Source organism: Nonomuraea harbinensis, from assembly GCF_019396385.1.
Classification (GTDB): domain Bacteria; phylum Actinomycetota; class Actinomycetes; order Streptosporangiales; family Streptosporangiaceae; genus Nonomuraea; species Nonomuraea ferruginea.
In genome coordinates this window covers 33,722-55,358 of the sequence record NZ_JAHKRN010000006.1, presented here as the reverse complement: position 1 = coordinate 55,358, position 21,637 = coordinate 33,722, and the positions used below count along the sequence as shown (strand labels likewise).

The window sequence follows — 21,637 nt, the reverse complement described above, 5'->3', positions numbered from 1 at the left end:
GGGTCGGCCGCATTAAGGTCGATCCTGTGGACAACGCTCGCCTCTGGCCCATCCTGGTGGTGGCCTCCGCGCTGACCTCGGTCTGCGCGGTGGCCGCCGGGGTCGCGGCGAGCTCGGTGAGCTCGGAGCTCACCCGCGGCCCGACGGCCGCCGAGCTCAGGGCGGCCTCCCAGCGCGAGGTCGCCGAGCGCTGGCGCACCTGGGACGCCGGCCGCATCTTCCCCGCCACGCTGTCCTACTCCGCCGAGCAGGGCGGCAAGGAGCGGGCCCGCAGGCTGGGCATCTCACCGACGACCGGCTGCGCCGGCGCGGTCGACGCCGTGGCCGTCCCCGCGCTGACGGAGTCGGGGTGCCGCGCCGTGCTGCGCGCCACGTACATCGACGCCCTGCGCGGCGTGCTCGTCACCATCGGCGTCGTCGCCCTGCCCGACGCGGCGCGCGCCGCCCGGGCCAAGTCCGCGTTCCCCGCCGGCGGCGAGCCGGTTCCCGGCCTGCTCCCGCTGGCCTTCCGCGGCACGGTGGCCGACCGGTTCGCGCCGGCGGTGCGTCAGCGGGGCTCCGTACGCCAGTCCGGCCCGTACCTGGTGCTGACCACGGCCGGTCAGGTGGACGGACGGCCCGGTGGCGCGGCCGAGCAGCGGCCGGCCGTCTTCGCCTTCGCCACCGAGATCTCCGAGCGCGTCCTCGCCGAGCTGACCATGCCGCGGATGCCCGACTGCGCCTCCGAGGACTGGCAGTGCTGACCCGCCGCCCGCGTACCTCGCGCCCCGGCAGAGGCGGGCGCGGGCAGGCCGCGCTGACCGGGACGCTGGCGGTGGCCGGGGTGCTGTTGCTCGACGCGGCGCCCGCGGTGGCCGACGAGGTGCGGGCCAGGCAGGAGCGGGTCATCAAGACACTCGACCTGCCCGCCGCCTGGGAGGTCAGCCGGGGCGCGGGCGTCACCGTGGCCGTGCTCGACTCCGGCGTCGACCCCGGCCACCGCGACCTGGCCGGCTCCGTGACCGTGGGCGAGGACTTCACCGAGGGCGCCAACGCGCCGGGGGTGGCGCCGCGTCGCCTGCACGGCACGTACATGGCGTCACTGATCGCCGGCCACGGTCACGGCCCCGGCGGCGCCGACGGGATCATCGGCGTCGCCCCGGAGTCCGAGGTGCTGTCGGTACGGGTGATCCTGGAGGACGAGGAGCCGGGGTTCCGGACGTTCAACGTCGACCCGAGGTTCGAGGACGTGGTGGCCAGGGGCATCCGCTACGCGGTCGACCAGGGCGCCGACGTCATCAACCTGTCCATCTCGAAGGAGCTGGCCAGCAAGGCCGACCGGGCCGCGGTCCGCTACGCCATCGGCAAGGGCGTCGTGCTGGTCGCCGCGGCCGGCAACGAGGGCACCCGCAAGGTGGCGGGGGCGGCACCGTACTCCTACCCGGCGGCCTTCCCCGGTGTGGTGGCGGTCGGCGCGGCCGACGCGGGCCTGCGGCGGGCGGCCTTCTCCAACGGGAACGCCTCGGTGCTGGTGGCCGCGCCCGGCGTCGACATCATGGGCGCGGGTCCCGGCGACGAGTACTGGACGGGCCGGGGCACCTCGCAGGCGACCGCCCTGGTCTCCGGCGTCGCGGCTCTCGTCAGGGCGAAATATCCGAAGATGTCGCCGCCGCTCGTGGCCCGCGCCCTCGCCGCCGGGGCCGTCGACAGCCCGCCCACCGGCTACGACACCGGCACCGGCTTCGGCGTCGTCAACGCCGCCAGGGCGCTGGCCGAGGCGGCCAAGCTCGCCGGGCACACCGAGGCCGCGCCCGCCGCGCTGGCGCACGACCCCGACCGGCCGCTCGGCGGCGGAGCCGCGGGCCCGGTCAAGGTCGTCCACAGGGACGAGCGGCGCGTCGTGCTGCACGCGTCGATCGCGGTGGCGTCGGCCGGAGGCGCGGTCGGCTCGGTGGCGGTCATCCTCGCCTTGGTGAGGAGGGTGCGACGAGCGCACAATGACCAAGACGCATGATCCGCCCTGTTACGGGGACGAATGACACAGAAAGCCGAGCTTGGGAACGAGGCGGTGGTGAAGGCACGTAGGTCCACCACAGGGCTGCCGCGCGCCGCGGGGGACGCCACGCCGGGACGGAAGAACCCGCTCGGCGCCGGTACCGGCCGCAGGTCGCGGGTGCGCGACTGGTCGCCGGCGACCGGCCGGTCCATGTCCAGGCAGCGTGCCAGGCAACGGGCCGAGACCGACCAATTGCAGCAGGGCGTCCGCTACCGGCGGGCGTTCGTGGCACTGGTGGGCGTCATCGTGGCACTCTCGGCCGTCGTCGTGCTGCTCGGCACCGTGGGCCTGTTCAAGGAGACGCGCTCGCGCCCGCTGACCGCCGAGGAGCAGAACCGTTACAAGCAGGAGGAGATCGCCCGGCGCTGGCAGTCGTGGCCCACCACCGGCATCTTCCCCGAGGAGCTGAAGTACCTCGGCCTCGACCGCACCCAGCAGTACGCCAGGCGGGTCGGCATCGCCCCCGAGGCCAGGTGCCGCGACGCCGTGGACCCCGCGGTCGGCGCGATCCTGGCCGAGCACGGCTGCGTGAGCCTGCTGCGCGCCACGTACGTCGACCAGAGCTCCACCTTCGTCTTCACCATCGGCGTGGCCGTGCTCAAGGACCAGGAGGCCAGGGTCTCGGCCGGTGGGGACCTCACCCAGGACGACCGGGTGGGCGTGCTGCCCGTCGCCTTCCCCGGCACCGTGGCCGAGCGGTTCGGCGCCGAGCAGCGCCAGCGCACCGGCTGGGCCGGCGCCGGGCCCTACCTCGTCTTCACCACCGGCGGCTACGCCGACGGCCGCACCAGGGCCGCGATCCCGCCGGAGGAGGAGCTGCACAGCGAGCTCTGGCCGGCCGCCCGGTCGATCGGCAACCAGATCGCCTACTTCCTGGCGGATCCGCCCAAGGTCCCGCCGTGCACCCAGGGGAACGTGTGCTGACCGTCGTGCGCGCCCTGGTCGCCGGCCTCCTCCTGCTGCAGACCCCGGCGCACGCCGCGCCCATCCGCGACCGGCAGCAGTGGGTGCTCGACGCGCTCAACGTCGAGCAGGCGTGGCGGACCACCAAGGGCGCCGGCGTCACCGTGGCCGTCATCGACAGCGCGGTCGACCCCGACGTCAAGGAGCTGCGCGGCCGGGTCACCGTCGGCCCCGACATGAGCTCGGGCGCGGTGCGCCGCGAGGTGACCCCGGGCCGCCACGGCACCGCGATGGCGGGGCTCATCGCCGCCTCCGGCGCCGACGACGGCTACGTCGGCGTCGCGCCCGAGGTCCGCGTGCTGTCCCTGCCGCTGGCGGTGGCGGAGGACCCGGACCGGGTGGACCCGCCGCTGGCCGACGACCGCGCGGTGATCGAGAGCCCGCTCGCGCGGGCTCTGCGGTACGCGGTCAACCAGGGCGCGCAGGTCGTCAGCATGTCCATCGGCACGTACGGGGCGCACAGGTCCGAGCGTGAGGCGGTCTCGTACGCGCTCGGCAAGGGCGTGGTGCTGGTCGCGGCCGTCGGCAACGACGGGAAGACGGAGTACGCCAGGGAGAACGGCACCTCCTACTGGAGCTTCCCGGCCGGATATCCGGGCGTCATCGGCGTCGCGGCCGTCGACAAGCAGCGCAGGGTGGCCTCGTACAGCAGTGACAACCTGTCGGTGCTGGTCGCGGCGCCGGGCTCGGGGGTCCCCGTGGTCAGGCGCGGCAGCGGCTACGAACTGTCGGAGGGCACCAGCTCGGCGGCGGCTCTGGTGTCGGGGGTCGCCGCCCTGATCAAGGCGCGTTACCCCGGCCTGCGGCCCGACCAGGTGGCGCAGGCGCTGGCCGCGGGCGCGAAGGGCAGGCCGGCCGACGGCTATGACGAGGAGGTCGGCTTCGGCGTGGTCGACGCGGGCGCCGCGCTGGACGCCGCGGCCACGCTCGGCGGGCAGCGCCGCAGCGTCCCCGTACCCGACGATCAGCACTTCGGGCAGGGGGAGGACTCCCCGCCGCCGACGGCGCCGGGGCCGGACGCGTGGCGGCTCTGGCTGTACGGGATTGGGGTTCTGGTGGCCCTTGTCATGTTCTGCGGTGGAATCGTGGTTCTCAACCAACGCAGGGAGTGAAGATCCGCTAAGGTCGCGCCCCATGGGATACGAACTGCGCGTGGTTCGTGAGTCGCCGATCGCCCTCGCGGACCTCGCGAAGGCGATCGAGCCGGCGGGGTTCGAGCTGCGCGGTTCCGAAGAGATCGTCGCCAGGCACGGCGACGGCGCCCACGCGGTGGGGGCGTGGCGCGGCCAGGTGGTCGGCGAACCCGGCTCCGACTGGCAGGTGGCGCAGCTCGTGAGGCTCTCGGCGGCGCTCGGCGCCCGGCTCGTGGGCGAGGACGGCGAGGTCTACGCGCTGCGCGACGGCGCGGTCGAGGTGCTGGCCGAAGGACTGGCGACGGAGCTCGGCAGGCTCGACGAGATGCTCCGAGCGGGCCCGGCGGCGTGGACCCCCTGAACCCGTACGCCGAGCGGGTGCTCGACGTCGTCGACCGCATCCCTCCCGGCAAGGTCATGTCCTACGGCGACGTCGCCGAGTATCTCGGCGAGGGCGGCCCGCGTCAGGTCGGGCGGGTCATGTCCACCTGGGGAGGCGGCGTGCCCTGGTGGCGCGTGGTACACGCCGACGGCACGGGCGCCCCCGGACACCAGGCGCGATGCCTGTCCCACTGGCGCGAGGAGGGCACCCCGCTGCGCGGCGAACGGGTCGACATGCGCCGGGCGCGCTGGGACGGGCGTTCAGCGGATTCACAGGAAGCCCGTTGACCTGCCTCTTCGCGAACTGTGCGAATTCACATCTTGTGACTCCTATTACCATGGGCTGAACATAACGGCGGCCTGAAAGGCGGTGCCTACCGCGATGGCTAACGGCCTGACAGCCCAGAGCCCCGGCGGCGAAGCGATCCCCGACCGCCTGAAGGCTGTCCAGGACCTTTGCGACCGCGGCGAGCCGCTCGACGAGATCATGGCCCTGGTCGGGACCGGCGGGCGCAGCGCGGAGTTCGACACCGAGGTGCTCAGCGGGCCGCTGGGCGCGCGGATGGACCTGGCGGTCAAGCGCGGCCCCGACACGCGGCGCGAGCTCCTCACCCTCGTGCGCCCGTACCTCTCCGGGGTGGACCCGAAGGTCAAGCGCGAGCTGCCGGTCGCGCGCCGCCTCATGTGCCACCTCATCGAGACCCGCGCCGACGAGGAGCTGGTCGAGGGAGAGACGCTCGCCCAGGTCGTGGCGGCCGCCGCCGAGCCGTCCAAGCGCATCCGCAAGGGCCTGCGCTGGTACGCCGACCTGCCGCTCAAGGACGAACTGCCGGCCGACCTGTACCGGCTGCGCAAGGCCGACCTGGTGCCCGTCACGCACATCGACGACATCGTGTGGGACGGCCGCAAGCTGCGCATCTCCGGCTACGCCTACCTGGCCGGGCTCTCGGTCCGCAGCCGCCGGGCCAACTGGGCGACGGTGGTCCTGCGCGGCCCGCGCTGGCTGCCGCCGGTGCGCCTGCGCACCCGGCGCGTGCTGGCCCCCGAGGCCACCCACGGCGCCCGCGAGGTCGGCTGCAACTACGACTGGTCCGGCTTCACCGCCGAGCTGAACCCGTGGGCGCTGCGCTGGCGCGGCGCGGCCAGGGGCATGGTCTCCGCGGTGCGCCGCCGGCTGCGCCGCCGCCCGGCCGTGGCCGACACCACGACGTGGCGGGCCGAGATCGTGTTCTGGAGCCGCGGCGCCAGGGCCACCGGCCTGCTGCGCGGCTACGGCGTCGGGCGCAGCGAGCGGCCCGCCGGCCGCCAGCTCAGCCCCGGCTGGTGGGTCAGGCCGGTGTGGACCTCCGACCGCGCGCTCCAGGTGGCGTTCCAGCCCAACCGGGCCGAGCTCACCGGCGTCCGCGTGGACGACGAGCACCTGCAGCTGAAGATCACCCTGGCCGGCCGGGTCGTGACCAAGGGCCACGCCCGGGTCGGCGGCCACCGCATGGCCGCGGACTTCACCCCCAAGGGCGCCGCCACCGAGGTGACGCTCGACCTCGCCGTGCCCGCGCTGCTGCAGGAGAAGGACGGCCGCCGCCTGTGGGTCGAGCCCAAGGGCGACCCGGCCGCCACCGTCATGCTCGGCGACCTGGGGGAGACCAGGTTCACCAGCGGCGACCGCGAGATCACCGTGCTGGGCGACCGGCGTGACCGCGTGATCATCTCGGCCCACCGCATCCGGCCCGTCATCGTCTCGGCCGTGTGGGAGGGCACCACGCTCGTGCTGCGCGGCCGCTACCCCGACGCCGCGGGCCCGCGCGCCGTCTCGCTGCGCCACCGCTCCGGGCTGTCCTACCAGCTGCCGATGACGCGTACCGGCGAGGACTTCGAGGTGCGGTTCGAGCCCGGCGCGATGGACCGCTTCGGTGAGCCCGTGCCGCTGGCCTCCGGCACCTGGAACATGTCCATGCGGCACCCGTCCGGCGAGATCGTCCCGGTGCGCATGGACCACGCCGCGCTGGAGGGCCTCGACGAGAGCCCGCGCACGGCCGGCGGCCACTGCTTCCGCATCGTGTCGACCCGCTTCGACGTGCCGGTGGTGCTGTCGGAGGAGGACCGGCCCGCGAACGAGAAGGGCCTGGCCGGCACCCACGTGCTGCGCAAGGTCTTCTACCCGCAGCAGCGCACCGAGCCGCTGAACGACGCCACCGTCTACGTGGTCAACGAGGGCCGCCTGTACGCCGACAGCGTCCGCGCCATATACGAGGAGCGGCTGCGCCGCGGCGACGACCGCGAGCACATCTGGATCGTCAAGGACGGCGCGTTCACCCCTCCCGGCCCCGCCACCGTCGTGCGGGCCGGCAGCCGCGAGCACAAGGCGGCGCTGGCCAGGTCCCGCTACATCGTGACGAACTCGTTCCTGCCCGTCTGGTTCCGCTCCCGCGAGGGCCAGGTGGTGCTGCAGACCTGGCACGGCACCCCGGTCAAGCACATCGGCAACGACCAGCCGCACATGCGCCGCGACCCCAGACCGCCGGTCTGGCACCGGCAGGCCGCCGACGTGCGCGGCTGGGACGTGCTGCTGTCGCAGTCGCCGTGGGCCACGCCCGTGCTGCGCAAGGCGTTCGGCTACCAGGGCGAGGTGCTGGAGAGCGGGCTGCCCCGCAACGACGTGCTGACCTCGCCCGACCGCGAGCAGCTCGCGGCGAAGGTACGCGAGCGCCTCGGGCTGGCCGAGGGCAAGCGGGTCGTCCTGTACGCGCCCACGTGGCGTGACTACGACCGCAAGAACGCCATGGTCAAGCTCGACCTGGCGAAGGCCAGGGAGGCGCTGGGTGCGGACCATGAGCTGCTGGTGCGCGCGCACCCGATGCAGGCCGCGCCCGCCGTTCCCGACATCGCTCACGACGTCACGACTTATCCGGATATGGCGGATCTGCTGCTCGTGACGGACGTCCTGGTGACCGACTACTCGTCCGTCCTGGCCGACTTCGTCGTGACGGGCAGGCCGATCGTCCTGTACGGGTACGACCTGCCCAAGTACTCGGCCAAGCGCGGCCTCTACCTGGACCTGCCGGAGATCGCGCCGGGCCCGGTGCTGCCGACGTCGGCCGAGGTGATCGACGCGCTGCGGTCGATCGACGAGGTGGCGGCGGCCCACGCCGACCGCTACGACGCCTTCCGCGCCACGTTCGCGCCCCGCGACGACGGCAAGGCCACCGCCCGCGTCGTGGACCACATCTTCTCCTGACGCCCGTTTTCCCGCCCGGCGTGTCGGGCGGGAAAACTCAGATTTGCCCCGCTACCCTGGACGATCGCTCGGGAGACCGGTCAATCCGGCACGATCTACCCCTGTGGTCTGGTGGAATCTAGGGTTGTGAGTGGTCAGACCTGGCGGCTGGTGCGCCGTGGCAGTCGGGGGCCTGCTGAGCCTCCTGTGCTGGACGAACATCAGCGCGCGGTGGTCGGCCATCCCGGCGGCCCGCTGCTCGTGCTGGCCGGGCCCGGCACCGGCAAGACCACCACGATCGTCGAGAGCGTGGTCGACCGGATCGAGCGCCGGGGCGCCGACCCCGAGCGCGTGCTGATCCTCACCTTCAGCCGCAAGGCGGCCGAGGAGCTGCGCCGCCGCGTCACCGGGCGGCTGCGCCGCACCACCCGCACGCCGGTGGCCATGACCTTCCACTCCTACGCCTACGCGCTGCTGCGCCGCGCGGCGGTGCAGGCGGGCGAGCCGCCACCCCGGCTGCTGACCGGCCCCGAGCAACTGCTGGAGGTGCGGCGGCTGCTCCACGGCGAGCTGGAGGACGGCGCGCTCGACTGGCCGGAAGACCTGCGCGAGCCGCTCAGGACCCGCGGGTTCGCCGAGGAGCTGCGCGACTTCCTGTCCCGCGCCGCCGAGCGGGGGCTGGACGGCGAGCGGCTCAGGGAGCTCGGCAGGCGGCACGGTCGTGGCGACTGGGTGGCCGTGGGCCGCTTCGCCGACCGCTACGAGACCCGCTTCGACCTCGACCCTGAACGGACGCTCGACTACGCCGAGCTGATCGCCGAGGCGGGCAGGCTGCTGGCGGACCCCGGCGTGCGGGCGCGCGAGCGTGCCGCGCTCGACGCCGTGTTCGTGGACGAGTACCAGGACACCGACCCGGCCCAGGAGTTCCTGCTCCAGCAGCTGGCCGGCGACGGGCGCGACCTGGTCGCGGTGGGCGACCCCGACCAGTCGATCTACGGCTTCCGCGGCGCGGACGTGCACGGCATCCTGGGCTTCCCGCAGCGCTTCCGTACCCTCGACGGCCGCGACGCGCCGATCGTGGCGCTGCGCGTGTGCCGCCGCAGCGGCGCCGACCTGCTGGCCGCGACCCGGCGCGTGGCCGCGCGCCTCCCCGCAGCCCCCCTGCCGACCACGGACCCCGCGCCGAACCCTGCCGCACCGGAACCCGCCGGGCGGGCCTTCGGCGGGCGCGGGCATCGCGACCTGGTGCCGTCGCCCGACGCGCCGCCGGGTGAGGTGCGGGTGCTGCTGGCCGACAGCACCAGCCAGGAGGCCGCGGTGGTGGCCGACACGCTGCGCCGCGCCCACCTGATCGAGGGCGTGCCCTGGCACCGGATGGCGGTGCTGGTGCGCTCGGCCAAGCGCCAGGTGCCCCTGCTGCGCCGGGCGCTGGTCAACGCGGGCGTGCCCACGATGATCGCCGGCGACGAGGTGCCGATCGCCCAGGAGCCCGGCGTCCGCCCCCTGCTGACGATGCTCAAGGTCGCGGTCGACCCGGCCGAGCTGGACGAGAACGTCGCCGAGGAGTTGCTGACCGGCCCGCTGGGCGGCACCGACATGATCGGCGTGCGCCGCCTCCGCCGCGCCCTCAAGATCGCCGAGAACGAGCTCGCCGCCGACCCCCCTGAGCTCCCGTACGTGCCGCGCTCGTCCGGCGAGCTGCTGGTCGCCGCGATCAGGGACCCCCGCGAGCTCGTACGGATCGAGCCGCATGTCGCGGTGCCCGCCGAGCGCGTCGCCAAGCTGCTGGCCACCGCCCGCGCGGCGGTGGAGGAGCAGGGCAGCGCCGAAGAGGTGCTGTGGGCCGTCTGGCAGGCCGCCGGGCTGGCCGGGAAGTGGACCGACACCAGCCTGTCCGGCGGCACCAGGGGCGCCCAGGCCGACCGCGACCTCGACGCGGTGGTGGCGCTGTTCGACCAGGCCGCCCGGTTCGTCGACCGGATGCCCAAGGCCGGGCCCGAGGTGTTCCTGGACGACCTGGCGTCACAGGAGATCCCCGGCGACACGCTGGCCGAGCGGGCCCCCGACGGCGACGCGGTGCGCGTGCTGACCGCCCACCGGGCCAAGGGCCTGGAGTGGGACATCGTGGTGGTGACGGGCGTGCAGGAGGCGGTCTGGCCCGACCTGCGGCTGCGCGGCACCATGCTCGGTGTGGAGGACCTCGTCGAGGTGATCGAGGGCGGCCGCCCGAACGCGGCCTCGCTCGCCTCCAAGCTGCTGGCCGAGGAGCGGCGGCTGTTCTACGTGGCCGCCACCCGCGCCCGCCACCGGCTCGTCGTCACGGCGGTCGGCGGCGAGGACACCGACGAGCGGCCGTCCAGGTTCCTGTCCGAGCTGATGCCGGGCGCGGTCGAGGAGGCCGGCGTCGGCGACCGGTCGCGCTGGCTCAGCATGCCCGCGCTCGTGGCCGACCTACGCAGCGCCGTCACCGACCCCACCAAACCGGCGAAGATGCGCAGGAACGCGGCCAGACAGCTCGCCAGGCTCGCCGCCGCCGGCGTGCCCGGCGCCCACCCCAACGACTGGTACGCGCTCACGCCGATCTCCGACGACCGGCCGCTGAGCTGGCCCGACAACGTGGTCACCATCTCCCCGTCCGCCGTGGAAAGCTTCACCAAGTGCGGCCTGCGCTGGCTGCTGGAGACGGCCGTCGGCGCCGCCGGCACCAGCACCGCGCAGGGCCTCGGCAACGTCATCCACGCGCTCGCCGTGATCGCCGCCACCGGCCTGCCCGACGAGGACATGCTCGGCAAACGCCTCGACGACGTCTGGAAGGAGCTCGACTTCGGCGGCGTCTGGTTCAACCGCAAGCAGCGGCAGGTGGCCGAGCAGATGATCGGCAAGTTCCTGCGCTGGCAGGAGGACAACGGCCGCGACCTGATCGCCCTGGAGGAGTCGTTCGTGGCCACCATCGCCGAAGGCGTCCAGATCAAGGGCCGGGTCGACCGGCTGGAGCGCGACGAGGACGGCCGCGCGGTGATCATCGACCTCAAGACCGGCGGCTCCAAACCCAGGCCCGGCGACCTCGACCGCCACCCCCAGCTCGGCGTCTACCAGCTCGCCGCGCTGCTGGGCGCGTTCGCCAGGCACGGCATGGACGAGCCGGGCGGCGCCGCGCTCGTCCAGCTCGGCAAGGCCGCGGGCAAGCACGACGCGATCGAGCAGAAGCAGGACGCGCTCGCCGACGACCAGAACCCCGGCTGGGCCAAGGACCTGGTCGACACCGTGGCGATAGGCATGTCCGGCCCGCTCTTCCAGGCCAGGACGAACGACGGCTGCCGCACCTGCGCGGCCAGGGCGAGCTGCCCCGTGAACGACAGCGGGGGACAGGTGTGCTGAACCCGGTCGAACTGGCCGACAAGCTCGGCATCCTGCCGCCCACCGCCGAACAGGCCACCGTCATCGAGGCCCCGCTGGAGCCGATGGTCGTCATGGCCGGCGCGGGCTCGGGCAAGAGCGAGACCATGGCCGGCCGCGTGGTCTGGCTGGTCGCCAACGGCCTGGTCAAGCCCGCGAACGTGCTCGGCCTGACGTTCACCCGCAAGGCCGCCGCCGAGCTGGCCACCCGCGTCAGGGAACGGCTCGCCGGGCTCGCCGAGGCCGGCCTGGTCGAGCCCGAGCTGCTGCACGACGAGCCGACCGTCTCCACCTACCACGCCTACGCCTCGCGCCTGGTCACCGACCACGCGCTGCGCGAGGCGCTGGAGCCCACCATGCGGCTGGTCACCCCGGCCGTCTCCTGGCAGCTCGCCTCGCGCGTGGTCGCCATGTACGACGGGCCGATGGACAGGATCGAGCTGGGCCCCGCCTCGGTCACCGCCGCCGTCCTGGAGCTCGCCGGCGAGCTGTCGGAGCACCTGCGCGGCCCCGGCGACGTGCGCAGAATCGGCGAATGGCTCCGCGACCGGTACGCCGAGCTGCCCGGCCGCGTCACCAAGGCGCAGGGCCGGCCGGTCGTCGTGCACGAGGCCAGGGAGCAGCTGCTGCCGCTCGTGGAAGCGTACGAGAGACTCAAGCGCAGGCGGGAGGTCATCGACTACGGCGACCAGATGGCGCTGGCGGCGCGGATCGCCGCCGGGCACAAGGAGGTCGGCGAGATCGAGCGCTCCCGCTTCGCGGTGGTGCTGCTCGACGAGTACCAGGACACCAGCCACGCCCAGCTCGTGCTGCTGCGCTCGCTGTTCGGCGGCGGGCACCCCGTCACCGCCGTCGGCGACCCCTGCCAGTCCATCTACGGCTGGCGCGGCGCCTCGGCCGGCAACCTGCGCCGCTTCCCGGCCGACTTCCGCGCCGCCTCCGGAGACCCGGCGCCGGTGCGGCAGCTCAGCGTCAGCTTCCGCAACGGCGACCGGGTGCTCGACGTCGCCGCCCGGGTCCAGCTCCCGCTGCGCATGGAGGCCCGCGAGGTGCCGGTGCTGGTCCCCGGTGCCAACCGGGTCGACCGGGGCCGGGTCACCTGCGCCTTCCACGAGACCGCCGAGGACGAGGCCGGGTGGATCGCCGGCATGGTCGCCAAGCTGATCGGCCAGGAGGTCGCGCCCGACGGGCTGCCCTGGGGCGACAAGGAGCGCAAGAAGACCCTCGCCATCCAGCCGCAGGACGTCGCCATCCTGGCCCGCAAGCGCTCGCAGTTCCCCGCCCTGCGCAGGGCGCTGGAGGACCGGGACATCCCGGTCGAGGTGGTCGGTCTCGGCGGCCTGCTCACCGTGCCCGAGGTGAGCGACATCGTGGCCACGCTGCGCGTGCTCTACGACGCGACCGCGGGCGACGCGCTGGCCCGGCTGCTGGCCGGGCCGCGCTGGCGGATCGGCCCCGCCGACCTGCGGGTGCTCGGCGACCACGCCCGCGAGCTGGTCCGCCAGTCCCGCGAGAGCCGCCACGAGGACGACCCGCTGGAGCAGGCCGTCGCCGACCTGGCCGACGAGCAGGGCAGCCTGGTCGACGCGCTGGACGAGCTGCCCGACAGGGAGGAGTGGCTGGCGTCGTTCTCGCCGCTGGCCGGCACCCGGCTGGTCGCGCTCGCGCACGAGCTGCGCCAGCTCCGCGCGCACACCGCGCAGCCGCTGCCCGACCTGATCAGCGAGGTGGAGCGGCGGCTCGGCCTGGACATCGAGGTGGCCGCCCGCAGCGGCACGGCGAGCGCGTTCGCCGCCAGGGCCGACCTGGACGCGTTCCTGGACGCGGCCTCCCGGTTCGCGGGCGACGCCGAGGACCCGACGCTGGGCGCGTTCCTCGCCTACCTGGAGGCGGCAGAGAGCGAGGAGTTCGGGCTGGAGGGCGGCCGGGTCGGCGAGAGCAACAGCGTCAAGCTGATGACCGTGCACGCCTCCAAGGGCCTTGAGTGGCCCGTCGTGGTCGTGCCCGGACTGTCGCAGCTCCTCAGCTCCATGGGCACGATCACCACGGGCAGCGTGTTCCCCGCCACCCCCGTCGTGAACGGCCGCTGGACGGAGAACCCGCGCAAGCTGCCCTACCCGCTCCGCGGCGACGCCGCCGACCTGCCCCGGCTCACCGGCCTCGGCAAGGAGGAGCTGGCCGCCTTCGACGAGCACTGCCGCGCCAGGGACCTCATGGAGGAGCGGCGGCTGGCGTACGTGGCCGTCACCCGCGCCCACTACCACCTGATCGCCTCCGGCTACCGGTGGGGCACCGCCTCCAAACCGCTCGCGCCGTCGGAGTTCCTGCTGGAGATCCGCGACACCGCCGACCGGGTCGCGGTCTGGGCCCCGGACCTCGAACCCGGCGCCACCAACCCGCTGCTGGCCGAGCCGCCCCAGGCCATCTGGCCGGTCGAGCCTGCCGGTCTGCGGTACGAGTCCGTCCTCGACGGCGCCCGGCTGGTGGAGGACGCGCTCGCGGGCGGCCTGGACGGCGACGAGGACGAGGCGTTGCGCGCCTTCGAGGAGGAACGCGTCCAGGCATGGGAGCGCGACACCGACCTGCTGCTGCGCGAGCGCGAGCTGCACCGGCGGCCCGACTCCACCACCGTCGAGCTACCAGCCAGGCTGACCGTCTCGTCCCTCGTCACCCTGGCGGACGACCCGCGCGAGCTGGCTCGCAGGATCCGCCGCCCGGTCCCGATCAAGCCCGCCCCGCTGGCCCGGCGCGGCACCTCCTTCCACAGGTGGCTGGAGACCCGCTGGGACCAGCAGCGGCTCATCGACGACTTCGAGCTCGGCCTGGACGTCGAGCCGGAGGAGGCGGACGTGCGGCTGGCTGAGCTGCAGGAGCGGTTCGAGCAGAGCGAGTGGGCGGATCGGCGGCCGGTCGACATGGAGGTGCCGTTCGAGACCATGATCGCCGACCGGCTGGTGCGCGGCCGCATGGACGCCGTCTTCGAGCTGCCCGACGGCCGCTACGAGGTCGTCGACTGGAAGACCGGGCGCCCGCCCAAGGGCAAGGCGGCCCGCGCCGCGTCCGTGCAGCTCGCCGCGTACCGCCTGGCCTGGTCCCACCTGGCCGGCGTGCCCCTGGACCGCGTCGGCGCGGCCTTCCACTACGTCCGCGCCAACCTCACCGTCCGCCCCGTCAACCTGCTCGACGCCGACGGCCTGGTAGCACTCATCGAATCGGTCCCCACAACCTGACCCAACACCCCACCGCCGCGCATCCGCCCTCCGGGAAGGTCAGCACCACTGGGTCGCGGTGGCGCGTCTGGGTTGAGGGCGTCAGCGTAGGCGTAGGTAGTTCGGGCCGCTCATGCGTGGCGGCTTGGTGGACAGCCGCTTCGCTGACGCCAGCGTGCCGGCCGTCAGCCACGGCCTGCCGGTGAGCCTGGCCGCGTCGAGCGTTCTGGCCCGTAGCAGCCTGGCCGTCGGATGGGCGTCGTACGGTCGCAACGCCTCCTCCAGCGAGCGGCGCAGCAGCGCGGCCGCGTCGGCCGGAGGCAGCACCGCGAACGCGACCGCCGCCGCGCCCAGGTGCAGCGCGCCCGTCACGAACGCGTCCGCCAGCGCGTGCGGGTCGTCGGTCAGCATCCGCTCGGGCAGCCCCGGCGCCGCGATCCCCGCCGCATCCAGCCTCGGGGGCGAGACCAACACCCCGTCATGCCCCTGCACGAGCACTTTCACCGCGCCGTCCACCAGCACCAGCGCCGCGTCGTGCCACCGGACCTGCGGCACCACCCCGTACTCCACCAGCAGCCGCACGCTCCACCGCAACAGCGCACGCACATAGGCGACCGGCACATCCACCACCTCGCCTTGCAGCTCGACCTCAGCTCCCACCCAAGCCCGGGCGCACAGATGTTGAGCGTCAGGCTGGTCCTGTGTGCCGGGCTTGTCCGGGGTGTCAGGCAGGGTCAGCGCCGCCACCGGGATGCGACGGCCCTGCGGAAGTCGGCGCACCAGCCAGGCGAGGTGGTCGTGCCCGGCGCGCGCGTACTCCTGTTCGCCCGCCACCAGCACGTCAGGGCCGGCCAGCGCGCGCAGGAGCGGCTCCACGCGGGCCGCGGCGCTCAGGCTGCCCGGTTCGATGCCGAGGCGGTCGCGCGTGCCGAGGACGCTGACCGGCAGCGGCAGCACCAGGTGCGTGCGCGGCCCGGCCTCGACGGCGCGCATCGACGCGGTAGGCCGTACGGTGCCGCGCCGTACGTCGAGCACCCGCGCCCCGGCCCGCCGCGCCTCGTCGACCGCCAGCGGATGGACGGGGAACAGCACCTCGTCCGGCCCGAGAGGCTCCCGGGGGAACGCACCGGCACCCTGGGACGCCAGGACGTCCGGCGGCAGCCGTGGCGCCGAGCCCGGCTCCAGCATGCGACGCGGCACCGCCGCCCAGCGCAGCTCGAACACGGGCCCGAACTCCGGCGCGTACGCGGCCAGTTCCCCGTCCGGCACCCCGGGCCGTGCCCGCGCGGTCGGATAGCAGGGATGGTCGGCGAGGGCCGCCAGCGTCTCGTACGACCGCACCGCGGGAGGCCGCGCGTCGTGCAGCTCCAGCGCGGCCAGCGCCGCCACGCACTCGTCGAAGAACGCCTTGACCCCGTCGGCGTCCTCCTCGGGAGCGATCTCCGCCAGCGTGTCCAGCACCTGCTCCAGGCCCAGCAACTCTCCGGCCGCCACCACGAAGTCCTGGAAGGGCGCACCCGGCGCCAGCCGCACCAGTCTCCCGTCGGCCAGTGTCAGCCCGACGCCGCCCCGGCCCCTGACGACGTGGGACGACAGGCCGCCGTAGTCTTCGCGCAGCAGCGCGTCCAGCACCCGGGCGGCCAGGTGAGACTCCCGCACGCGGCACCCCCGGGCCCTGCAAGTAAGGTCTGCCTAACTACCCAAGATCCTAACCCCTTCGAAGATCTTCCCGAAGCAGCCATAGGATGACAGAGAGTTTGGAAGGGTGGACCCTGTGGAAACGCAAGCGGAAGAGCAACTCATCGGACCGCTGCTCCTGGCCCGGGGCACCATCGACAGATCGGCCGCCCTGAGATCCGACAGCGCGTGGCTGGAACGTGCCTGGAACGCCCCCTCCACCCGGGTGCTCGTCATCGACAACGGCCGAACCCTCGTCGAACGCGCCGGCGACGAGGTGCGGGCGGTGCTCTACACCACGGCCGACGCCCCGGCCGGCGAGCGCTTCCTGCTCGGCGTGGCCGACGGCGTCGCCTACTTCGCCGTGGCCGCCCCGCTGCCCGGTTCCCCGCCGGGCGACGTCAACGGGCGCGTCACCGTACCGATGAGCCCGCACGACGCCCCCGAGGGTCACCCGGTGCCGGCGGGGCTGCGTCAGGCGGGCGGTCTGCTCGGCGACCGCGACGCCGGCCTCCTGGTCTACGCCGTGGCGCTGGAGGCCTGGCACAGCACCCACCAGTTCTGCCCGCGCTGCGGCGCGGGCACGGCCGTCGAGGCGGGCGGCCACATCCGGGTCTGCCCTCACGACGGCAGCCAGCACTTCCCCCGGGTCGACCCGGCGGTCATCATGCTGATCCGCGACCCCGACGACCGCTGCCTCCTGGCCCGCGGTCCTCAGTGGCCGGAGGGGCGCCTGTCGATCCTGGCCGGGTTCGTCGAGCCCGGCGAGTCGCTGGAGGCCGCCGTCGTCCGCGAGGTGGCCGAGGAGGTCGGCATCCTCGTCACCAACCCGCGCTACCTCGGCAGCCAGCCGTGGCCCTTCCCGCGCAGTCTCATGCTCGGCTTCTTCGCCCAGGCGCTCTCCACCGACCTCACCCCGGACGCCGAGGAGATCGCCGAGGCCCGCTGGTTCTCCCGCGAGGACCTGGCCCGCGCGCTCGAAACCGGCGAGGTCCGCCTCCCGCCGCCGGTCTCGATCGCCCGCCGGCTCATAGAGACGTGGTACGGCAGCGCTCTGACGGGCGACTGGTAGAAGACCTGGGTGATCCACGCACCCAGGTCTTCGGAGTAGTTCGTCTCAGGCCGGTTCGAGGAGAGCCTTGACCTCGCGGGCGGACGGGTTGGTGCGGACGATGCGCCCGTTCGGGGTTTCGATGACCACCGTGGGCACCACCTGGTTGCCGCCGTTGACGCTCATGACGAAGGTGGCCGCGTCCGGGTCGCGCTCGATGTCGACCTCGGTGAAGCTGATGCCCTCCCGGGTCAGCTGGGACTTGAGCCGCTTGCAGGGGCCGCACCACGTGGTGCTGTAGACCGTGAGCGTCATCGCTGGAGAATCCCTCCAAGGTCAGGGGAAACACGAAGGCGTTCGGTGCAACAACGCGGGTGGCCTGGTTAATCCCTCACCCGATGCGGCTGGCGATCCACGCCTGGACGCGCTCGGCCACGCCCATCTCGCGGTAGAGGGTGGTGCTGTGGGACTGACCGGGGACGGTGATGATCTTCACGGGCACGCCGAGCTTGCCGAGAGCGTCCTTGACCAGCTCGCTCTGCTGCGGTGGCACGAACTCGTCCTGCGCGTGCACGGTGAGCATCGGCGCGTCCTTGCGGCTGGCGTGCCAGGCGACCTCCATGCTGGCCCACACCCGCGAGCACTTGCCCTTGGGGTGGCAGCCGCCGGCCAGCCGGACCGCCGCCTTGCGCAGTCGTACCTTGTTGGGCTGGGTGGCCGCGGCGCCGTCGGTGTAGGCGCGCAGCGGGGAGATGATCGGCGACAGCCCGACCACGCCCTTCAGCCCCTGCGTGCCGTTGCCGAAGGTGCCGACGGCGGCGGCGATGTGGCCGCCGGCGGAGAAGCCGACCACCACGTAGTTGTTCGCGTCGAACGCCCACCGGTCGGCGTGGCGGCGGGCGGCGGCGATCGCGGCCAGCGCGTCGGTGCGTTGCGCGGGCCAGGCGGCCTGGGTCGACAGCCGGTAGTTGATGTTGAAGACCGTGTAGCCCATGTCGGCGTACGAGCGGGCGATCTGGGTCATGCCCCGCTTGTCGCCGCTGGACCACCAGCCGCCGTGGATGATGAAGACTCCGGGCCGTTGCATGCCGTCGGGGGTCCACCACACGTCCATCTGCTGGCGGCGGTGCTTGCCGTAGGAGATGGTCTCCGTGGCATGCCCGCCGATGCCGTCAGGGTCGGTCGGCATGGTCACCGCGGGACCCGGCGTCGGATCCTGCGCCGCCTGCGCGCCCACCGGGGTGAGCGCGACACAAGCGAGCGCGATCGCGCTCAGGGAAACCGCTGTACGCACGGCTTTCCTTCCTCCCCGCCAGATGGTCGGGCCCCATTGTGGTGGAAGAGACCGGTTGTTTGCATCTCGTTGCCTGTGAAACGGGTGCGGCCACCTGTTGCCAGAATGGCTCTCGGACCGCCACCGGCTGGGAGGATGGACAGGTGAGCAGCGTGGACGACGTGTTGTCCGGGCTCGACCCCGAGCAGCGCGAGGTGGCCGAGACCGTGCGCGGCCCGGTGTGCGTGCTGGCCGGAGCCGGCACGGGCAAGACCAGGGCCATCACCCACAGGATCGCGCACGCGGTGCGCAGCGGGGCGGTCGACGCGCGGAGCGTGCTGGCAGTGACGTTCACCACACGTGCCGCGGGCGAGCTGCGCCAGCGGCTGCGCGAGCTGGGCGCGCCGGCGGTGCAGGCGCGCACGTTCCACGCCGCCGCGCTGCGGCAGCTCACCTACTTCTGGCCGCGGGTGATCGGCGGCGAGGCGCCGTCGGTGATCGAGTCCAAGCTTCCGGTGCTGATCGAAGCCTGCCGCCAGATCCGGAAAAATCCCGAACGGTCCGAGCTGCGAGACATCGCCGCCGAGGTCGAGTGGGCCAAGGTCACCCAGATCGGCCCCGACGACTACGTCGCCGCCGCCGCCAAGCACCACCGCACCCCTCCGGTTCCCGCCGAGGAGGTGGTGCGCCTGTACGAGGCGTACGAGCGGATCCGGCGCGAGCGCCACCTCGTCGACTTCGAGACGATCCTGGAGCTGACCGCGGCGGTGATGACCGAGCACGCCGAGGTCGCCGCCCAGATCCGCCAGCAGTACCGCTACTTCGTCGTCGATGAGTATCAAGACGTCAATCCGCTGCAGAAGCTCCTGCTCGACACCTGGCTCGGCGGCCGCGACGACCTGTGCGTGGTCGGCGACCCCAATCAGACGATCTACAGCTTCACCGGCGCCACCCCGCGCTACCTGACCGGCTTCGCGGTCGAGTTCCCGAACGCCGCGGTCATCAAGCTGGTGCGCGACTACCGCTCCACCCCCCAGGTGGTCAACCTGGCCAACCTCGTCATCGCCAAGAGCAAGTCGCCTCACCGTCTGGAGCTCGTCGCGCAGCGCCCCGACGGCCCCAGGCCGGTGTTCGCCGACTACGACGACGAGCCCGCCGAGGCCGCCGGCGTCGCGCGCGGCATCCGCAAACTGATCGACCAGGGCGTCCCGTCCCGCGAGATCGCGGTCCTCTTCCGTACCAACTCGCAGTCCGAGTCTTACGAGGAGGCGCTGTCGAAGGCGGAGATCCCGTACGTGGTGCGCGGCGCGGAGCGCTTCTTCGAGCGGCCCGAGGTGCGGCAGGCCGTCGTGCTGCTGCGCGGCGCGGCCCGCTCCCACAGCGGCGAGCCGCTGGCCTCCGAGGTCCACGACATCCTGACCGGCGTCGGGCTGACCCCCTCGCCGCCCGGCGGCGGCAAGGCGCGCGAGAAATGGGAGTCGCTCAAGGCCCTGGCCGACCTGGCGGAGGATCTGGCGGCCGAGGGCGCCGACCTGCCGGCGTTCGTGGCCGAGTTGGAGCGCCGCGCCGCCGAGCAGCACGCGCCGCCCGTCGAGGGCGTCACGCTCGCCTCCCTGCACGCCGCCAAGGGCCTGGAGTGGGACGCCGTCTTCCTGGTCGGCCTCACCGACGGCATGGTGCCGATCATCTACGCGGAGACGCCGGAGCAGATCGAGGAGGAGCGCCGGCTGCTGTACGTCGGCGTCACCCGTGCCCGGCTGCACCTTTCACTGTCGTGGGCGCTGGCCCGCGCGCCGGGCGGGCGCAGGAGCCGCCGCCCGTCCCGGTTCCTCGACGGGCTGACGGGCCGCCCGTCCGCGCCGTCGCGGCCCGCCGCGCCCGCCCGCGACCGCAGGGAGGTGGCGGCCCCGGTCAGCTGCCGGGTCTGCGCCAAGACCCTGGTGGCCGCGGCCGAGCAGAAGCTGGGACGGTGCGCGACCTGCCCGGCCGACTACGACGAGGCGCTGCTGGAGAGCCTGAAGGCCTGGCGCACGGCCACGGCCAAGGAGGCCAAGATCCCGCCGTACGTCGTGTTCACGGACGTGACGCTGCAGGCCATCGCCGAGCGGGCGCCGACGACCGAGCAGGAGCTGCTGTCGATCGCGGGCGTCGGCCGGGTCAAGCTCGACCGCTACGGGGAGGCGGTGCTGGGCCTGTGCCGCGGCTCCTGACCCTGACCCCGCTTATCCTGTCCTGTCGTCTCCGGCTCAGGACGACACCGTCGTAACCACCGCGAAACCACGGGATGCCACCATAAGGGGCGAGCCCGGGGGGTGCTCGCGCGTGCCGCGTGAAGGGGGATGAGTGAACGAGGCCCTGAAGGAAGTGCTCGACCTGCTCGACCTGGAGCAGATCGAGCAGGACATGTTCCGCGGCCGGAGCCCGGAGGAGCGCGTCCAGCGCGTCTTCGGCGGGCAGGTCGCCGCGCAGGCCCTCGTCGCCGCCGGGCGCACCGTCCCGGCCGGCAAGAACGTCCACTCCCTGCACGCCTACTTCATCCGCCCCGGCGACCCGGCCATCCCGATCGTCTATGACGTCGAGCGGGTCCGCGACGGCCGGTCGTTCTCCACCCGGCGGGTGGTGGCGATCCAGCACGGCAAGGCGATCTTCACGATGTCGGCCTCGTTCCACGTCGAGGAGCCGGGCATCGAGCACCAGGCCTCGGCGATGCCGGTGGTGCCCGACCCCGAGACGCTGCCGACCTTCCAGGAGCAGATGACCGCGCTGGTCGGGGAGGACCACGAGCAGCGCGAGTGGCTGGCCCGGCCGCGCCCGGTCGACGCCCGCTACGTCTCCCCGCTGGTCTGGGAGGCGCATCTCGACCCCGACCTGCGCAGCACCGAGACCAACGTGTGGTTCCGCTTCGACGCCGACCTGCCCGACGACCCGCTGCTGCACGTCGTGCTGGCCGCCTACGCCTCCGACTACACCCTGGTCGACACGATCCTGCTCGCGCACGGCCTGGCCTGGGGCGCCTCCGACATCATGGGCGCCTCGCTGGATCACGCCATCTGGTTCCACCGGCCGTTCAGGGCCGACGAGTGGCTGCTCTACGCGCAGCAGTCGCCCTCCGCCGGAGGCGCCAGAGGGCTCGCGCGGGGGGAGATGTTCAACGCCTCGGGCGAACTCGTGGTGTCCGTGGTCCAGGAGGCCATGATCCGCACGAATTTGTCACGAAATCGCAGGTAGAAAATACGTTGCCCAACCCGGAGATCCGGGTTTAGGGTCATGGTCAAGCGAGTCGGGCGTCTCTGCCCGACGATCCC

Annotated in this window: 15 protein-coding genes; 12 read left to right on the top strand and 3 right to left on the bottom strand. The window is 73.4% G+C overall.

All coding sequences use genetic code 11. From position 1 onward, the window contains the following. Positions 1-26 precede the first annotated feature (26 nt). The 9 genes from KME79_RS08440 to KME79_RS08400 all read left to right on the top strand — a co-directional run bounded on the left by KME79_RS08440 (position 27) and on the right by KME79_RS08400 (position 14,352). The gene (locus KME79_RS08440; protein WP_261808307.1) at positions 27-743 is read left to right on the top strand and encodes a hypothetical protein; all 717 of its coding nucleotides are present in this window, start codon (positions 27-29) and stop codon (positions 741-743) included. Beyond that, positions 737-1,993, top strand: coding sequence for a S8 family serine peptidase (locus KME79_RS08435; RefSeq protein WP_308248841.1), 1,257 nt, complete (start codon positions 737-739; stop codon positions 1,991-1,993). Before KME79_RS08440 ends, KME79_RS08435 begins: the two co-directional genes overlap by 7 nt. A gap of 57 nt (positions 1,994-2,050) precedes the next feature. Beyond that, complete coding sequence (locus KME79_RS08430; protein WP_261808309.1) at positions 2,051-2,959, top strand: hypothetical protein; 909 nt, start codon at positions 2,051-2,053, stop codon at positions 2,957-2,959. After that, positions 2,953-4,110, top strand: a complete 1,158-nt coding sequence (locus KME79_RS08425; RefSeq protein WP_219543974.1) for a S8 family serine peptidase — start codon at positions 2,953-2,955, stop codon at positions 4,108-4,110. Before KME79_RS08430 ends, KME79_RS08425 begins: the two co-directional genes overlap by 7 nt. Positions 4,111-4,132: 22 nt before the next feature. Next, the gene (locus tag KME79_RS08420; RefSeq protein ID WP_148029281.1) at positions 4,133-4,492 is read left to right on the top strand and encodes a hypothetical protein; all 360 of its coding nucleotides are present in this window, start codon (positions 4,133-4,135) and stop codon (positions 4,490-4,492) included. Further along, positions 4,480-4,800: an MGMT family protein gene (locus KME79_RS08415; RefSeq protein WP_148029282.1), complete on the top strand. Its 321-nt coding sequence runs from the start codon at positions 4,480-4,482 to the stop codon at positions 4,798-4,800. Before KME79_RS08420 ends, KME79_RS08415 begins: the two co-directional genes overlap by 13 nt. 94 nt (positions 4,801-4,894) lie before the next feature. Then, positions 4,895-7,747, top strand: a complete 2,853-nt coding sequence (locus tag KME79_RS08410; RefSeq protein WP_246639497.1) for a CDP-glycerol glycerophosphotransferase family protein — start codon at positions 4,895-4,897, stop codon at positions 7,745-7,747. Between the two features lie 186 nt (positions 7,748-7,933). Continuing rightward, complete coding sequence (locus tag KME79_RS08405) at positions 7,934-11,104, top strand: ATP-dependent helicase (protein WP_219543973.1); 3,171 nt, start codon at positions 7,934-7,936, stop codon at positions 11,102-11,104. Then, entirely contained in the window at positions 11,098-14,352 is a 3,255-nt protein-coding gene (locus KME79_RS08400) for an ATP-dependent helicase (RefSeq protein ID WP_219543972.1), read from the top strand. The genes KME79_RS08405 and KME79_RS08400 overlap by 7 nt, the downstream gene beginning before the upstream one ends. Before the next feature lie 81 nt (positions 14,353-14,433). Here KME79_RS08400 and KME79_RS08395 read toward each other — a convergent pair whose 3' ends face one another. Beyond that, positions 14,434-15,990 (bottom strand): IucA/IucC family protein, encoded by a 1,557-nt coding sequence (locus KME79_RS08395; protein ID WP_219543971.1) that lies wholly within the window; start codon positions 15,988-15,990, stop codon positions 14,434-14,436. Positions 15,991-16,105: 115 nt separating this feature from the next. Between KME79_RS08395 and nudC the strand changes: the two genes are divergently transcribed. Continuing rightward, positions 16,106-17,080 (top strand): NAD(+) diphosphatase, encoded by a 975-nt coding sequence (gene nudC, locus KME79_RS08390; protein WP_219543970.1) that lies wholly within the window; start codon positions 16,106-16,108, stop codon positions 17,078-17,080. Between the two features lie 45 nt (positions 17,081-17,125). On the opposite strand, the gene KME79_RS08385 is transcribed toward nudC, so the two are convergent. Continuing rightward, positions 17,126-17,374, bottom strand: a complete 249-nt coding sequence (locus KME79_RS08385; protein ID WP_148029287.1) for a glutaredoxin family protein — start codon at positions 17,372-17,374, stop codon at positions 17,126-17,128. 76 nt (positions 17,375-17,450) lie between these two features. Beyond that, complete coding sequence (locus KME79_RS08380; protein ID WP_308248840.1) at positions 17,451-18,353, bottom strand: alpha/beta hydrolase; 903 nt, start codon at positions 18,351-18,353, stop codon at positions 17,451-17,453. Positions 18,354-18,505: 152 nt separating this feature from the next. On the opposite strand from KME79_RS08380, the gene KME79_RS08375 reads away from it, so the two are divergent. Together KME79_RS08375 and tesB are read left to right on the top strand one after the other, a co-directional pair. Continuing rightward, the gene (locus tag KME79_RS08375) at positions 18,506-20,542 is read left to right on the top strand and encodes an ATP-dependent DNA helicase UvrD2 (RefSeq protein ID WP_219544094.1); all 2,037 of its coding nucleotides are present in this window, start codon (positions 18,506-18,508) and stop codon (positions 20,540-20,542) included. Positions 20,543-20,675: 133 nt separating this feature from the next. Then, a complete protein-coding gene (gene tesB, locus KME79_RS08370; protein ID WP_219543969.1) occupies positions 20,676-21,560 on the top strand; it encodes an acyl-CoA thioesterase II in 885 nt (294 codons plus the stop codon). Positions 21,561-21,637: the final 77 nt, after the last annotated feature.